Source organism: Streptomyces sp. NPDC052064, from assembly GCF_055585925.1.
Genome location: NZ_JBVJJE010000021.1, coordinates 52,944 through 68,054, shown reverse-complemented (window position 1 = coordinate 68,054; position 15,111 = coordinate 52,944). Strand labels below are relative to the sequence as shown.

Here is a 15,111-nt window from a genome sequence, read left to right as displayed (position 1 = left end):
CCCGGCGCCGGCTCCGGAACCCCGTCGGGCAAGGCCGGCAGAAGAGAACCATGGCCATCCAGATCACCGCGGTACGCCTGTCCGGCGGCACCCTGCACGAGCACATCACCCACCTGTGGTGGACCAACCCGGCGGACGGCAAGACCGGTGACAACACCCGGGCGCAGATCGTCACCTGGATCGAAGACAAGAAGGGCCAGGCCTACACGAGCGATGCGGGCGGGCACCGGGCGGAGGTCGTCGTGGTGACCCCGGCGCGGGGCGAGAAGTACCTGCAGACCCGCGCCGACGGCGTGTGGACCAACAACCTCCTGGCCCTTCCCCGCCGCTGAGCAGGCCCGCCCCGGGTGAGCAGAAGAACGGCCGGCGCGCTCCTGCTCACCCGGGGCAGCGGATCGTGGAAGCGGTGCGGGCCACCGGAAAGACCGAGCCGACCTCCCGCGACGTGGGGCTGGCCGTGCCCGGCCCGCGGCAGGGGCCAGGTCTCCCTGTCCCCTGCGATTCGCGTCCGTCTACCGGGCGTTCGACACGCTCGAGGACGTCGAGGCGGCGATCACCGGCCCCTCCCCGCGAGCAGTGCCTGAACGCTCCGCTGTCCGATCGCGGCGGCGTTGTCAGTGGCGCGTGGTACATCTGGCCTGAGCAGTGAACTGATGTGTTTTTCCTGCTAGTTGATCATTATTGAGTGAAGAGGTAGGACATGGTCGAGACGGAACTTCCCGGGCAGGGGGTGGTGTTCTGGCCGGTGGGCACGGGTGACTCCACCACGATCGTGCTGGGCGGTGACCTGGTGATGCAGGTGGACCTGCGGGACATGAAGGCGGCCGACGAGGACGACGCGGTGGTCGCCGCCGTCATCGACCGCCTGGAGGAGACCCTGCCGCAGCCCGACGGCAAGACGCCTTACCTGGCGGTCTTCGCCCTGACCCACGCGGATAAGGACCACTGCTGCGGGTTCGGCGATCTGCTGGAGAGCTCCATCCTGATCGGGGAGATCTGGGCGACGCCCCGGCTGTGGCGGGAGCTGTCCGAGGACAAGGATATGTGTGAGGACGCCCGCCGCTTCCAGGAAGAGGTCGAACGGCGCGTGGACGCCACCCTCCAGGCCATCGAGGACGGCAAGGAGCCCGCGAGCGGGGATCGGGTGCGGATCATCGGCTACGACGAGGACCGCGAGGACCACTCCTACGCGCAGCTGCCGGACGAGTACTTCACCTTCCCCGGGGAGTCCATCACGACAGTCGACGGCGTGGAGGTCTCGGACAGGTTCGAGGCGTTCGTCCACGCGCCCTTCAAGGACGACTGCGCTGGCGACCGCAACGACACCTCCCTGGCCCTGCAGGTGCAGCTGCACACGGACGACGGTACGACGGGCCGGCTGCTGTTCTTGGGCGACCTCGCCTACCCCACCATCAAGAAGATCTTCGACTACAGCGAGTTCCACGGCCGCACCGACCGCATCGAGTGGGACGTGCTGCTCTCCCCGCACCACTGCTCGAAGAAGGTCATGTACGCCAAGGGCGAGGACGGCGAGGAGGAGCTCAAGCAGGACATCCTCGACCAGCTTGAGGCGCATGCCGGCGCGGATGCCCGGGTGATCTCCAGTTCGCGGCCTTTCCGCGACAAGGACGACACGGGCAACGACCCGCCGCACCTGTTGGCCCGCACTGCCTATGAGTCGATCACCGATTACGAGGTGCTGTGCACGGGGGAGTACCCCTCCAAGGAGGAGCCCCGGCCGGTGGTCTTCGCTCTGGAGCCGGGCTTGGGGCTGGAGCTCGTCGACGTCACCGACCTGGAGAACAAGGCCCAGGTGCTGAAGGCCGCAGGCGGCGGCCGGCGGCTGCTGGCCGCGATGGGCACCACCCGCTTCCCGGCCGCTTCATTCACTGCCGCGGCCGGCCTCCCGCACCGGCGCGGCACGGACGCCGCCCGCGCCGGTGTGCAGCAGGCCAGGGGCGACAAGGCCGAGCCGGCGGTACAGATCGGATTCGGTGCCGCGTGAAGGACAGCACCACCCTGGACCTCACCGAGGGCCAGCGGCTCGCTCTCGACCAGCTTCACCGCATCGTCGAGGCCTCCCAAGGAGCGGTGGCGGCCACGCATGTGGCCGCTGTCGCCGACCGGGCCGGGTACGTCGAGGTCCGCATCAGCATCGGCTGCGCCAACCTGCCGCGCACCCCAGGCGGCCTGAGGCTGCGCAGCGTCGAGGCGGTCACCCTGCTGATCCCCCCGCGCTTCCCGTTCACCGCCCCCAGTGTGCGGACCCGGCATACCCGGTTCGCGGGTGCCCCGCACGTCAACTGGGGCCGCCACCTGTGTCTGTACCGTTCGACGGCGACCGAGTGGGATCCGGCCGACGGTATGTACGGGTTCATCAACCGCCTCCTGGACTGGTTCGAAGCGGCCGCCGCGGGAGAACTGGACCGCCCCGGGGAACCCCTGCACCCTCCGAATGCCCTGACCGACCGCGCGGCGGGGCTCCTCGTGATCCGCCGCGACGCGCCCGTCGCACGGCCGGACGGGCCGTGGCTGGGCGCCGCCGTACTGCACCAGGTCACCGACACGCGATGCGACGTGGTGGGTTGGCTTGCCATCGAGGACCCCTGGCCCGGCAGCCTGGAGCAGTTGCGGGGGATGGCCGCCCTCCCGGCCGGCGCTCGCGCGTTCCTCGCCCCCGCCGTCGTCACCACGAAGCACCTGACGTTCGAATACCCGCTCACCGCGCGGGAACTGGTCGAGGCACTGGCTCGCGACCACATCACGTCACGTCTGCTGCTGGGGCTGACGGGATTCGTCGCGGACCACAACCGCACCCTGCTCCACCCCGACGGCAAGGCGCCGGACGAGGACGAGGAGGACACGCCGGTCGCGCCGGTGCATCTGCTGCTGGGTACCCCCTCACGCGGCATCGCGGGCGACGGCTCGCGCCAGACCCACCTGGTGGCCTGGCACCTGCCCGACTTCGCCGACCGGCTCGGCCGCCTGACCGTCGACACTGCTTTCAGCGGACATGCGCACCTGGCCGAACTTGGCGAGGAGGTCATCCAGTTCGGCACCGAGTGGCTCGACCGTCTGCCCACCCGGTGGATGCGGGTGTACGAGGCCCGCCCCGAAGTCACCGTTCGCCGCGACCACGCCACCCCCGCGGCCTGGCTGCGGGGCAAACGCATCCTCGTCCTGGGCGCCGGTGCCCTGGGCGCCCCCGTCGCCGACATGTGCGCACGCGCTGGCGCCGCGCACCTCACCGTCGCCGACCAGGCGCTCGTCCATCCGGGAATTCTGGCGCGCCAGCCCTATACGGACGCCGACATCGGCTTGCCCAAGGCGAGCGTCCTGGCCCACCGCCTTAACCGGATCGACCCCCACACCACCCGCGTCGAAGCCGTCGTCGGGGACATCACCACCCGGCTGTCCGAACTCGACCTGCGCGCCTTCGACCTGATCTGGGACTGCACCGCCAACCGCATCGTCCGCGCCCACCTCGAACGTGCCCGCCGCACCGATGCCACCCCGTGGCCCCACCTGGCCACGCTGATGATCGGCCACCACGCCACCCGCGGCCTCGCCGCCCTCTCACCCCGCGGCGCCACCGGCGGTGGCGCCGACGTCCTGCGCCGCACCGCGCTGGCGGCGCACACCGACGCCACGCACGCCTTCGACGACCTGATCGAGGACTTCTTCCCCACCCAGCCACCGACCGAGCTCTTCCAGCCCGAACCCGGCTGCTCGGACGCCACCTTCACCGGATCGGCCGCCGATGTCACCGCGCTGGCCGGACAACTGGTGACGGGCATCCTCCACGCCCTGGCCGACCTCGGCGGCCGGCACACCATGGCCACGCTCATCGTCCGCATGCCCGCGGGCCCCGCCAGCGCCCAGCCCGCCGGGCCGCGCTGGCTGACCTGGCCCAACGACACCGTCGTCACGGATGAGGCCACCGGCTACGACGTGCGCATCACCCCCGCCGCACTGGCCGAGATGCGCGCGGAAGCCCGCCGCGGCACCCGGCTCAGGGGCCCGCTCGTGGAAACCGGCGGCACCCTCCTCGGCGTCATCGACGACGCCACCGGTGTGATCTTCGTCGACGAGGCCACCGGCCCGCCCCCCGATTCCTTGCTGACGGAGGCCTACTTCCGGCATGGCCTGGACGGTGTCAGCGGCCACCTCACCGCCCGCCGGGAGGCGACCGGCAACATCAGCCGCTTCCTGGGTATGTGGCACACCCACCCGCACACCGCCGCGCAGCCCAGTGCCACCGACCGCGCCGCCATGACCAGTCTCACCCTCCCACTGAGCGACGCCCCCGCCCGCGCCCTGGTCCTGATCGCCGGGGGACCGGACCCCGTCTGGCACAAGTGGCTCGCGACCGGTGACGGCGCCCACCTCTACGCCCACCTCGCCACCCGCACTGCCTCCGCTGCGGCCGAGCCGCCCCCGCCGCAACCACCCGCCCGCCTCGGCCCCTTGACCTGGTGGCCCGGCGGCTACGCCACCCGCCCCCACCGTCCCGTCTCCTTTCCACGCAAGGCTCGCCCATGACTCGCACCATCGGCCTCGCCCTGTCCGGCGGCGGCTCCCGCGCGGCCGCGTTCCACCTCGGGTGCCTGCGCGCCCTTCATGACCGCGATCTCCTCGACCGCATCCGCGTCGTTTCCGGCATCTCCGGCGGCTCCCTCCTCGCCGCTCTGTGGGCCTACGGCCCGCAAGACTTTGCCGATTTCGACACCCGCACCACCGACCTGCTGCGCTCGGGCCTCCAGCTGGACATCGCACGCCAGGCGTTCAAGCCCTCTGCGGCCGTACGCAACCTGACCGCGGCAGCCCGCGCAGGCACCCGCGGACTGCTCTCCCGCCACGGCGGCGTCAGCGTCGCCCGCCCCGCCAACCGCACCGACGCCCTGGCCGCCGTCCTCACCCACAAGGCATTCGGCACCACCACCATGGCCGACGTCACCCACCCCGGCCTCGACGTCGTCCTCACCGCCACCGACCTGGCCACCACCAACGCCGTCCGCTTCGGCAGCACCCGTAGCGGCTGCTCCCGCTACGGCACCATCACCGAACCCATCCACGTCGCCACCGCCGTCGCCGCCTCCGCCGCCTACCCCGTCTTCCTGCCGGCCCTGGAACGCACCTTCACCTTCCAGCACCGTGACGGACACAGCCAGCAGCACACCGTGCTGCTCACCGACGGCGGCGTCTACGACAACCTCGGCCTGTCCGTCCTCGAGCCCGGACGCTCACCGCACCACACCCAGCACGTCTACGACGTGCCCTTCATCATTTCCTGCGACGCCGGCCTGGGTGAACTCGCCCTGAAGACACCGCACTTCATGTTCGGACGACTCAACCGCTCCTTCGCCACAGTCCACCGCAAGGCCCAGGACTCCGCCCGCTCCCGCCTGCACGAGTGGGCCGCCAACGGCCGCATCGACGGCTTCGCCCTGGCCTACCTCGGCATGAAGGACGACCGGCTGCCCGCACCGCCCGCCGACCTCGTCCCCCGCAGCGCGGTCGCCTCCTACCCGACCAACTTCGCGGCCATGGCCCGCAGCGACTTCGAGGCCATCACCACCCGCGGCGAACAGCTCATGCGCACCGTCCTGCCGATGTACTTGCGGCCCGCACATCGGTGAGGAGGCAGCGAAGCAACCAGTAGGAATGCCCCTTTGGAACGCACAGCGGCAGGATGCATTGCGGCTGGCATACAGGCCGCAATGCCCGTTTACGCCCTGGTCTCTCGGGCGATGTCCTCGCTGGCCGGAGAGTGCGCGGGCAGCTTCCACCGGACCTCGCCGCTGTCGTGATGATGGTGCCAAGCGGTCACGAGGCGGGCGCGGACCAGTTGGTCGAGGAGGTCCTCCAGTTGCTGGGGCGGCTGTCCGCACCGGCGGGTGAGGACGTCGAGCTCGCCCCCGCCCGCCCCGGAAGCGCTGTGGGCGGCCAGGGCGAGTGCGGTCAGCCGTAGAGCGGAGGGCAGGGCGGGCGGGAGGGCCAGCGGGGTGGGTTGCAGGGCCCATTGGGCGGCGCGGACGCGCCCGGTGCGTCCGGGGGCCTGGTGGAGGACAGCGGCGTCGAGCAGCTGTGCCTGGACGGGGGAGCATCTGCGGCTGGGGCGGTGCAGCCAGCCGGCGTGCTCCAGTTCGAGCCACAGCTCAGCGTGGCCGTGCAGCCGCATGCCGCGCAGGAACCCGTGGGGCAGGCGGATCTGCCCGTGGCGGTCGGCGCGCAGTGCGCACTGCAGGGCGAGCAGCCGGGCGGCGGGGGAGGAGAAGCGGGGCAGCGCTGTGGCGAGGTAGGTGAGCATTTCGCGTACGCGCTGCTGCTCTGCCGGGCCGAACGGAGGCGTGGTGCGCGCAGGGTGCGCCCTGCCGGCGGCCGGCTGGGCGCGGCCGGTGCCGAGCAGGGTGGGCGGCACGACGGCGGTGTGGCTCATCGCGGCCGCGCAGGCGGCGCAGGCATCGGCCAGTCGCCATGCGCGCCCGCTGCGGTCGCAGGTCAGGGCGAGCAGGACGGGTCCCGCGCAGCCGCGGTGGCGGGGGTGCCAGTGGCAGCCTCTCGTCCGGCACTGGCAGGTGCGCAGATGCCCGGGCAGCGTGTCGGCGCGGGCGTGGCGGGCCAGATGGGTGAGGGCGGCCGAGCGGGCGGAGGAGGCTGGCAGGACGGGGCTGTGTGCGCAGCGGGGACAGGTCAGGGCCGGCCCGCCTGTCTGCGGGCGCAGGTGCACCGTCCAGATGCGCTGCACCGTGGCGTGTGTGCTGGCAAGCCGCATCGGCTCGTTGTTCCTCCGTTCTGGTCCGCGTCGGCCTCGCGCGGTGGCCTCCCGGTACGTACGTGGGAGCCGCCCGCACCGTAGTGCAGATACCTGCACTCGCGCAGCGCGGGTGCAGGGTGCGCTCACCTGCACTGATAGTGCAGAAATCCGCACTGACAGGGCAGGTGTCTGCACCGTCGGATGGTGGGGTGACGATCTTGCCGCCCGACCCGGACCGCGACGCCCTGCGTGTGACGCTGGCGCGGCTGAGGAACGCGCGCGAGTGGACCTTCGACGAACTCGCCGGCCGCAGCGGCCTGGCCCGGCGCACGCTGATCGACCTCGAACACGGCCGAGCCGCAGGCACCGTCACCACCTGGCATGCCCTCGCGCACGCCTTCGATGTCCCCATCGAGCAGCTGCTCGGCTCGCTCTGCGACGACCACACCCCGCCCGGATCCAAGGGCGCCTGACTCCGGCCGCGTCAGGCCTGGCGCGCCGCGCAAATCACCCGAACCGGCGAGCATGCATAGAACGCACACCCGCCGACTCGCATTGCCGTTCGACAGGGCTGGGCCACCCGGGGGACTGCCCGTCCGCCATCCCCGCCCTCGGGGCGTGTCACCTGGCACGGTCCTCGCCATGTGCCCCCACTCCATCCCCGGCTGCCACTGGGACGGCAGCCCTCGCACCGCCCCGGCGCGCCGTCCGCTGCGGGTGGCCGCCACCAGTCCCAGCCGCCTGCTGCGCGCCGGCCAGAGCGGCCGCTGCCGCCACTGCGGCAACCGCATCGACCTCTACCCGCGTGCCGACGGGCGTCCCATCGCCCTGCATCCCGCCGAACTGGCCACAGCCCACGCCCCTGCCTCCTGTCACTGGCACCTGAGCTCCGGCATCGCTCACCCGCACGGCGACGGCAGCGCATGGTGCCGCATTCCGCACGCCGTGCTCTGCCCGCAGCGCACTCCCCTCTGCCGGATCAACCCGTCCCTCACGTCGGTGCGCCGCCAACTCGCCGTACGAACCCGTCGCCTGATCGACACCGGCGCCTTCATCCCCACGGCTGCTCCCACCAGTGCAGCGCCTGACGGCCCCGACCGCCCGCTCGTGCGGATGCTGCTGGGCTACTACCTCGCCGACGGCCCCGTGGAGGCCATCCGCTGCGTAGCCCAGACGAGCCACCGAACCCGCTGCCCCCGTCCCGTCCTGGCCCCGGACGCCCCGCCCGGATCCTGGAGACTGCTGCCTGTCGGCACCCAACGCGGCCAACTCGCCCTGTCCGAACAGGCGACGGCCGTCTACGACCTCAGCCAGCTGCCCCATGCCGAACAACGGCGCTGGCGTATCCAGCGCTGCCCCGCGCACGCCACCACCCACGGCGCCGCCGACCTGGCCCTGGCCGGATGGCAGGTCTTCGATCCCCTCCTGCACGCCAAGCACCTGCGTACCGGTCTGCCATACCCACCGGCACCCGGCAGCAAAGAGAGGTGACGATGCCGCACCACGCCCTGGAAATCCTCCTGACGCGCCCGCTGGTCCCGGCGGAGCTCCGTGACGCCGCCCGCGTGCTGCCGCTCGCGACCAACCACGACACCACCCGCCTCATGACCCTCGTACGCGCCAAAACCCCCGGCCGCGCCGCACACCGGCTGCGCCAGCACCTCGCCACTCGGCTCCCCGTGGACGTGATCACCACCCACTACCCGGACGCCGCAGGGCAGGTCCTGCTCAACCTCGCCTTCCCGCCCACCGTCCACGCCACGATCCGCCACGCCGCCCATGAAACGGGGCAGAGCCCGGAACTCTTCGTGAAGCTGGCCCTGCACCGCGCACTGGCCCAGCACGCCAGCGACGAGGCCGACCGGCTCGACCGGGCCGTGCAGCACCTGCTCGCCGGCACCACGGCCGCACACCTCCTGGCAGCCGTCGGCCACGCCCTGACCCGCACCCCCGGAGCAGCCCCCGCATGAACCCGACCGATGAACAGACGGCCGCGGCCGACGCCTTCCACGCCGGCCACCACCTCGCCCTGCAGGCCGGCGCGGGTACCGGCAAGACCACCACTCTGACCCTGCTCGCCCGCACCACCAAAGGCCGCGGCCGCTACCTTGCCTACAACCGGGCCATCGCCCAGGACGCACGCACCCGCTTCCCCGACACCGTGCAGTGCAAGACCGCCCACGCCCTGGCCTACGCCGCCGTCGGCCACCGCTACACCCGCCGCCTGAACGCCCCCCGCCGCCCGGCCTGGCAGACCGGACAGGCCCTCGGCATCACCAAGCCGATCCGCATCGGCGACCGCGAGGTGACACAACGAGCCCTCTCCAACGCCACCCTGCGCACCGTCGCCCGCTTCTGCCACACCGCCGACGAGGCCATCACCCCCCATCACGTGCCCCGATTTCGCGGCCTGGAAGACACCGACCTTCACACCCAACTCGCCGCCCACATCGTGCCGTTCGCCCACAAGGCGTGGGCCGACCTGCAGCACCCCGACGACGGCGCCGTCCGCTTCGACCACGACCACTACCTGAAGATCTGGGCCCTCACCCGGCCGCGCATCCAGGCCGACTTCCTGCTGCTGGACGAGGCGCAGGACACCAACCCCGTCGTCGAACAGATCTTCCTCGCCCAGCGCGACCACGCCCAGCTGGTCATGGTCGGCGACTCCGCCCAGGCCATCTACCACTGGCGCGGCGCCAAGGACATCATGACCGGCTTCGACGGCACCCAGCTCGCCCTGTCCCAGTCCTTCCGCTTCGGCCCCGACCTCGCCGCCGAAGCCAACCGCTGGCTGCACCTGGCCGACGCGCCGATCCGCCTCACCGGCACCCCCGCCGTGCCCACCGAACTCGGCCTCGTCACGCAGCCGGACGCTGTCCTGTGCCGCACCAACGTCGGCGCCATGGCCCAGGTCATGGCCCACATGGCCGCGGGACGCCACGTCGCCCTGGCCGGGGGAGGAGACAGCCTGCACGCCCTGGCCCTCGCGGCCCGAGACCTCAAAGAAGGCCGCCGCACCCACCATCCCGAACTGCTCCTCTTTCCCTGCTGGGGCGACCTGCAGGACTACGCCGCCCACGACCCCGCGGGCCGGGACCTGCAGCCCCTGGTCAACCTCGTCGACACCCACGGCACTGACGCCATCCTCGCCGCCATCGCCCAGCTCGCCCCTGAACCGCACGCGCACGTGACCGTCTCCACCGCCCACAAGGCCAAGGGACGCGAATGGCCCAGCGTCCTCATCGCCGAGGACTTCGCCCGTTCCCTCAACGACACCACCGGCCAGACGGGAAGCGCGCCGGCACCCGTCCCCGAGCCCGTCGACGATGCAGAGGCCCGTCTCGCCTACGTCGCCGTCACCCGCACTCGCCGGCGCCTCGACCTGGGAGGCCTCTCCTGGATCTACGACCACCCGGACGGCACACCGCCGAGCCAGGCCCGTCCTGATGATGACCAGGCGGGGTCACAATGAGGTGATCTGCCGCCAGGAACCTGCCCGTAAGCAGCTGAAGTGCGAAGAGATACTCTCCGCCCGCTGGGCCGCTATCGGAGGCTTCTCCTGAGTGCGGTGACGGTTGTACCCGAGGTCCGCCGCCCCCGCGCGGTGTGGCCTGCGCTCTGGCCTCGGTTTGAGCGTTACGGAGCGACCACGACCTCCGCCAATGCGGATCGCAGCTCAGGGGGAGGCGTCTGGTCGGTGACGAGGACATCGATGACCGACAGGTCGCCGAGGGCCATCGCCTTCTTGCGGTCGAACTTGGTGTGGTCGGCGGCGACCACGACCCGGTCCGCGAGGTCGAGAAGTGTGCGGCGTACCTCGACTTCGGCGGGGTCGAAGTAGGTGATCCCGCGGTCGACGGACAGTCCTCCGCAGCCGAGGATCATCAGGTCCAGATGGATCTGAGGCCGTTCCTGTGCGGCCGTGGAGGCGACCAGGCTCAGTTCGGGTGTCATGAGTCCGCCCAGGACGAGGACCCGGCTCCTCGTGTCGCGCAGTTCGAACGCCGCGTGGAGCGAGTTGGTGATCACGGTCAGATCGTCCCGGTCGGCGAGTTGCGCGGCTACGGCGGTACAGGTGGTGCCGGTGTCGACGCCCACCGAGGCACCCGGCTTGACCAGGTCCGCCACGGCCCGCGCGATTCTCGACTTCTCGGACGTCATGGTCGAGGACCGGGACCCGTAGGCGGGTGCCCGGCGTGGCACCGCGCCGCCATGCACCCGGTCCAGCAGCCCTGCCTGATCGAGCTCGGCCAGGTCGCGGCGGATCGTCATGCCGGACACTCCGAAGCGCTCCGCGAGCGTGTTGACGTCGACCTGCCGGAATTCCTGCAAGGCACTGAGGATGGCTCGCTGTCGGGAGTTGCGCACGGGTTCCATCTCGTCTTGAGCCACGCTCATCACGCTATCCGGCCTCCTGCTCTGGGCTTCCACCCGGGGTGACCCATTGCTGCCATCCCGTCCAAGCGGTGTTCATGTGAACATTACAGCCGACTCGTTCGACCTGTTGCGACGCCTGCTCGCACGGGTGGGTTCGGCTCGATACAGGCGATGCCGTGGCGAGAACCCATTGACCCGCCCGCTTCCTGCGGCTACGTTCCGAGTCACCAAATGTTCATTCGAACATCGCCGTTCGGAGGTCCCCATGGCTGTGCCCATAAAGGCCGGCATCGAGAAGGTGCCTGGTGGGCTGATGCTCGTCCCGATGCTCGTCGGAGCCGTGGTGCACACGGCGGCGCCGGGCTCCGGAGAGTTCTTCGGTTCCTTCACCGGAGCCCTGTACACGGGCCTGCCCGCGATCCTGGCCGTCTTCTACGTGTGTCTGGGTGCGACCCTGGACGTGAAGGCGACGCCCTACATCGCCAAGAAGGGCGGTGTACTGCTGGGGACCAAGGTCCTGTTCGCGTTGGCCGTCGGTGTCGTCCTGGGGAGGTTCCTCGGCGAATCGCCGGTCAGTGGTGGAGTCTTCGCGGGGTTGTCGACGCTGGCGGTCGTGGCGGCGCTGAACGACACCAACGGCGGCCTCTACATGTCACTGATGGCCCAGTTCGGACGCAAGCGAGACGTCGGCGCCTACAGCGTCATGAGCCTGGAGTCCGGCCCCTTCCTCACGATGGTCACGCTCGGCGTCGCCGGTCTGTCCGCCTTTCCCTGGCAGACCCTGGTGGGGGCGATCCTGCCCCTGGTGCTCGGGATGCTCCTGGGCAACCTCGATCCCGAGATGCGTCGCTTCCTGGCGCCCGCCGTGCCCGCCCTCGTGCCGTTCCTCGGACTGTCACTGGGACTCACGCTCAACCTGACAGCCGTCTGGGAAGCCGGCCTGCTGGGGGCCGGGCTGGGGCTGTTCGTGGTACTGGTCGGCGGGGCAGTGCTGTTGCTGGCCGACAAGGCGAGCGGTGGCGACGGCATCGCGGGCCTGGCAGCGGCGACCACCGCCGGCAACGCGGCAGTGGTCCCCTCGATCGTGGCAGCCGCCAATCCCGTCTACGCGCCAGCCGCCCAGTACGCGACCGTGCTCGTGGCCTCGTCGGTTGTGGTGACGTCGATCCTCTGTCCGCTGATCACCGTCTTCTGGGCACGCCGGATCCTGAAGCAGCCCGCGGCCGCCGGGGTCGGCGATGCGACAGCCGACGGCGACGGGCCGTCCTCCGCCCCGCACCACGTGCCCGGCGGGAGCAGAGAAGCTGCCGCACAGCACGACGGCACCTGAGACGAACGACCCCCACACCACGGTCGTCGAGAAACGGAGAGCACATGCGTGACCAACGGGTCGTGCGCTGCACCTACTACCTGGAATCGGAGAGCGATCCGGAGCAGGCTGCCGCGGCCATGGCCGGGGAGCAGTCCAGTGGCACCTTCGTCGCTGTGCCCGGCGAGTCCCCCCGCATCCGCGAACGGCATGCAGCACAGGTCGTCAGCGTGCGGGACCTGGGCACGCGCAGCCCGTCGCTGCCGTCGCGGTCCCGCCCCGAGACGGTGCGGGCCGCCCTTGTGGTGGTCGAGTTCCCGATGGAGAACATCGGGACCGACCTGGCGACCCTGCAGACCACGATCGCAGGCAACCTCTTCGAACTGGGTGAGCTGTTCGCCTGCCGCCTGCAGGACATCGAGCTGCCGGAGGAGTTCGTTGCCGCTCACCCGGGCCCCGCGTTCGGCATCCCCGGCACCCGCAGGCTGATGGGAGGTGCCGAGGGCGTCATGATCGGCACCATCATCAAACCGAACGTCGGTCTGGACGAGAGCGAGTTCCGCCTAGTTGTACGGGAGTTGGCCAGGGCGTCGGTCGATCTGATCAAGGACGACGAGCTGATGACCGATCCGGTGTACCTACCGCTGGAGCGCCGGGTCGCCGTGGCCACCGAAGAGATCCGGGAGGCCGAGCAGATCACCGGCCACCCGGTCATGTATGCCTTCAACATCACGGGGGACCTCGCCGGACTCCGCCGGCGCCACGACCTGGTGGTCGGGGCGGGCGGCCGGTGCGTGATGCTCAACGTCCCCGTCATGGGACTGCCCGCACTGGCCTGGCTGCGGGAGTTCTCCGAAGTCCCCGTGCACGGACACCGCGCCGGACTGGCCGCATCGATGCGCTCGCCGGCGCTGGGGATGTCGTACCGGGTGTGGCAGCAGCTGGCCCGCCTGGCGGGAGCCGACCATCTGCATGTCAGCGGCCTCGGCAGCAAGTTCTATGAGAGGGACGAGGAGGTCGCCGCCCACGTGCGCAGCCTGCTCGAGCCCCTGGGCAAGACCCTGAGTCCGGTACCGACCCTGTCGTCCGGCCAGAACGTCACCACCCCGGCACCGACCTTCACCGCGGTCGGCTCGACCGACCTTCTGATGCTCGCGGGCGGCGGCGTGGCCGCGCATCCCGACGGACCGGCGGCCGGCGTGCGCAGTCTCCGGGCCGCCTGGGCGGCTGCCGTCGACGGTGTTCCCCTGGACGTGGCGGCACACGCGGCGGCGCAGGCAGGCGACCCGGCGCTGCTGCACGCCGGGCGCACGTTCGGAGGTGTGGCCTGACATGACGTACGTCAGTTTCGTGGCCGACGACCTGACCGGTGCCAGCGATGTCCTCGCACAGGCCCACCGGCACGGTCTCGACGCCGTGCTCGTCATCGGGGACGGCAGCCGACCGCTCCCCACCGACTGCGATGTCGTCGGGATCGCCGGACCATCGCGTTCGCTCGGCGGAGCCGCCTTCGACGAGCTGGTCCGCGCACAGCTGGAACGCATCGCCACCGCCCATGCCCAGGTGCTGATCTACAAGGTCTGCTCCACCTTCGACAGCGCCCCCGCACGCGGCAGCATCGGCAGAGGCATCGAGCTGCTGCACGAGCGCTTCCCACACCACGGCCCGGTCGCGGTCGCACCGGCACAGCCGGGCTTCGGCCGGTACACCGCCTTCAGCAACCACTTCGCCGACTACTCCGGGGACGCCTACCGTCTTGACCGGCATCCCGTCATGGCGCAGCATCCCTCGACCCCAATGCACGAGGCCGACCTGCGGCAGGTGATCGCCGAGCAGCTGCGTACCGGCGAGGTCCCCGGAGCCATCCACCTCCCTGCCTTCGCCGATGGTTCCTTCGACGAGCAGTGGACGAGGCTCCGCCACTCCAGCCGGGCCGCCTTCGTCGTGGACGCCGTCGAGGACGGTCACCTCGACACCCTCGCGCTGGCACTGCGAGAGGACGACACCCGGCAGGGCCCGTCGATCGTGGTCGGCTCCGGCGGTGTCATGGCCGCCCTCGCCCGCACCGCCACCAAGCGGTCCGACGTGGCCGACAGCGCCCAGCCCGCCTCCGGGCCGGTGCTGGCCGTCAGCGCGTCGGCCTCCAGCACGACGGACGCACAGATCGCCGACGCCATCGGGCACGGCTGGGCCGAGCTGGCCGTGCCCACGCAGTTGCTCAACGGACAGGACCCGTCCCTGCTGGACGGCCTGGAAAACCGCTCGGCCGCCATGCTCGCGGCCGGACGGAACGTCATCGTGCACACCACGCGCGGCACCCAGGACCCCCGCTACGCCGCAGCCGGTCCCCTCGACGCCGCCCATGTGGGCAAACTCCTGGGCACCCTGGCCGGGAACATGGCCGTCAAGGGCCTCACCCGGGACGTCGCCGTACTCGGCGGCGACACCTCCAGCCACGCACTGCTGACCATGGGGGTGAGCGAGCTGCGCGTCGCCACCCAGTTCGTCACGGCCGCCCCCGTCTGCCGCACCGACAGCGAAGCCGCCGTGGCCGGCTGCCGGCTGCTGCTCAAGGGCGGACAGGTCGGTCCGGTCGATGTCCTCGAACGCTTCGCGCAGCCGCATCCCGCCGACTGACCACCGTCCGTCCGGGCCACCAGTCATC

At 71.1% G+C, this 15,111-nt stretch carries 13 protein-coding genes and 1 pseudogene; 12 read left to right on the top strand and 2 right to left on the bottom strand.

The window, feature by feature from the left end; translation table 11 throughout:
- Nucleotides 1-50: 50 nt before the first annotated feature.
- The 5 genes and pseudogenes from ACZ6TU_RS38060 to ACZ6TU_RS38040 all read left to right on the top strand — a co-directional run bounded on the left by ACZ6TU_RS38060 (nt 51) and on the right by ACZ6TU_RS38040 (nt 5,639).
- Complete coding sequence (locus tag ACZ6TU_RS38060) at nt 51-332, top strand: DUF3892 domain-containing protein (protein ID WP_466350263.1); 282 nt, start codon at nt 51-53, stop codon at nt 330-332.
- 38 nt (nt 333-370) lie between these two features.
- Nucleotides 371-642 (top strand): annotated as a pseudogene (locus tag ACZ6TU_RS38055) (hypothetical protein); the annotation flags it as partial.
- Between the two features lie 58 nt (nt 643-700).
- Nucleotides 701-2,005: a ComEC/Rec2 family competence protein gene (locus tag ACZ6TU_RS38050; RefSeq protein ID WP_466350262.1), complete on the top strand. Its 1,305-nt coding sequence runs from the start codon at nt 701-703 to the stop codon at nt 2,003-2,005.
- On the top strand, nt 2,002-4,542 hold the full coding sequence (locus ACZ6TU_RS38045) for a ThiF family adenylyltransferase (RefSeq protein WP_469553366.1): 2,541 nt from the start codon (nt 2,002-2,004) through the stop codon (nt 4,540-4,542). Before ACZ6TU_RS38050 ends, ACZ6TU_RS38045 begins: the two co-directional genes overlap by 4 nt.
- Nucleotides 4,539-5,639, top strand: a complete 1,101-nt coding sequence (locus ACZ6TU_RS38040; RefSeq protein ID WP_466350260.1) for a patatin-like phospholipase family protein — start codon at nt 4,539-4,541, stop codon at nt 5,637-5,639. Before ACZ6TU_RS38045 ends, ACZ6TU_RS38040 begins: the two co-directional genes overlap by 4 nt.
- 89 nt (nt 5,640-5,728) lie before the next feature.
- On the opposite strand, the gene ACZ6TU_RS38035 is transcribed toward ACZ6TU_RS38040, so the two are convergent.
- Nucleotides 5,729-6,775 (bottom strand): hypothetical protein, encoded by a 1,047-nt coding sequence (locus ACZ6TU_RS38035; RefSeq protein WP_469553364.1) that lies wholly within the window; start codon nt 6,773-6,775, stop codon nt 5,729-5,731.
- A 191-nt stretch (nt 6,776-6,966) separates the two neighbouring features.
- On the opposite strand from ACZ6TU_RS38035, the gene ACZ6TU_RS38030 reads away from it, so the two are divergent.
- From ACZ6TU_RS38030 to ACZ6TU_RS38015, 4 genes are all read left to right on the top strand, one after another.
- Entirely contained in the window at nt 6,967-7,230 is a 264-nt protein-coding gene (locus tag ACZ6TU_RS38030; RefSeq protein WP_093600507.1) for a helix-turn-helix transcriptional regulator, read from the top strand.
- Between the two features lie 169 nt (nt 7,231-7,399).
- Nucleotides 7,400-8,248, top strand: coding sequence for a DUF6083 domain-containing protein (locus ACZ6TU_RS38025; protein ID WP_469553362.1), 849 nt, complete (start codon nt 7,400-7,402; stop codon nt 8,246-8,248).
- Nucleotides 8,245-8,727 carry a hypothetical protein gene (locus ACZ6TU_RS38020; RefSeq protein WP_266469253.1) on the top strand — a complete coding sequence of 161 codons (483 nt, stop codon included), beginning with the start codon at nt 8,245-8,247 and terminating at the stop codon, nt 8,725-8,727. Before ACZ6TU_RS38025 ends, ACZ6TU_RS38020 begins: the two co-directional genes overlap by 4 nt.
- Nucleotides 8,724-10,232, top strand: coding sequence for a UvrD-helicase domain-containing protein (locus ACZ6TU_RS38015; RefSeq protein WP_469553360.1), 1,509 nt, complete (start codon nt 8,724-8,726; stop codon nt 10,230-10,232). The genes ACZ6TU_RS38020 and ACZ6TU_RS38015 overlap by 4 nt, the downstream gene beginning before the upstream one ends.
- 164 nt (nt 10,233-10,396) lie before the next feature.
- Here ACZ6TU_RS38015 and ACZ6TU_RS38010 read toward each other — a convergent pair whose 3' ends face one another.
- Nucleotides 10,397-11,152: a DeoR/GlpR family DNA-binding transcription regulator gene (locus tag ACZ6TU_RS38010; RefSeq protein WP_469040443.1), complete on the bottom strand. Its 756-nt coding sequence runs from the start codon at nt 11,150-11,152 to the stop codon at nt 10,397-10,399.
- A 250-nt stretch (nt 11,153-11,402) separates the two neighbouring features.
- On the opposite strand from ACZ6TU_RS38010, the gene ACZ6TU_RS38005 reads away from it, so the two are divergent.
- Genes ACZ6TU_RS38005 through ACZ6TU_RS37995 form a run of 3 tightly spaced genes read left to right on the top strand, consistent with a single transcriptional unit; the run spans nt 11,403 to nt 15,083 of the window.
- The gene (locus ACZ6TU_RS38005; protein ID WP_469553358.1) at nt 11,403-12,467 is read left to right on the top strand and encodes a 2-keto-3-deoxygluconate permease; all 1,065 of its coding nucleotides are present in this window, start codon (nt 11,403-11,405) and stop codon (nt 12,465-12,467) included.
- A gap of 44 nt (nt 12,468-12,511) precedes the next feature.
- A complete protein-coding gene (locus ACZ6TU_RS38000) occupies nt 12,512-13,777 on the top strand; it encodes a RuBisCO large subunit C-terminal-like domain-containing protein (protein WP_469553357.1) in 1,266 nt (421 codons plus the stop codon).
- A gap of 1 nt (nt 13,778) precedes the next feature.
- On the top strand, nt 13,779-15,083 hold the full coding sequence (locus ACZ6TU_RS37995) for a four-carbon acid sugar kinase family protein (RefSeq protein WP_469553355.1): 1,305 nt from the start codon (nt 13,779-13,781) through the stop codon (nt 15,081-15,083).
- Nucleotides 15,084-15,111: the final 28 nt, after the last annotated feature.

Coding starts and splice junctions, on each gene's coding strand:
- ACZ6TU_RS38060 (WP_466350263.1), top strand. CDS start 51: ATGGCCATCCAGATCACCGCGGTACGCCTGTCCGGCGGCACCCTGCAC.
- ACZ6TU_RS38050 (WP_466350262.1), top strand. CDS start 701: ATGGTCGAGACGGAACTTCCCGGGCAGGGGGTGGTGTTCTGGCCGGTG.
- ACZ6TU_RS38040 (WP_466350260.1), top strand. CDS start 4,539: ATGACTCGCACCATCGGCCTCGCCCTGTCCGGCGGCGGCTCCCGCGCG.
- ACZ6TU_RS38035 (WP_469553364.1), bottom strand. CDS start 6,775: ATGCGGCTTGCCAGCACACACGCCACGGTGCAGCGCATCTGGACGGTG.
- ACZ6TU_RS38025 (WP_469553362.1), top strand. CDS start 7,400: ATGTGCCCCCACTCCATCCCCGGCTGCCACTGGGACGGCAGCCCTCGC.
- ACZ6TU_RS38015 (WP_469553360.1), top strand. CDS start 8,724: ATGAACCCGACCGATGAACAGACGGCCGCGGCCGACGCCTTCCACGCC.
- ACZ6TU_RS38005 (WP_469553358.1), top strand. CDS start 11,403: ATGGCTGTGCCCATAAAGGCCGGCATCGAGAAGGTGCCTGGTGGGCTG.
- ACZ6TU_RS38000 (WP_469553357.1), top strand. CDS start 12,512: ATGCGTGACCAACGGGTCGTGCGCTGCACCTACTACCTGGAATCGGAG.
- ACZ6TU_RS37995 (WP_469553355.1), top strand. CDS start 13,779: ATGACGTACGTCAGTTTCGTGGCCGACGACCTGACCGGTGCCAGCGAT.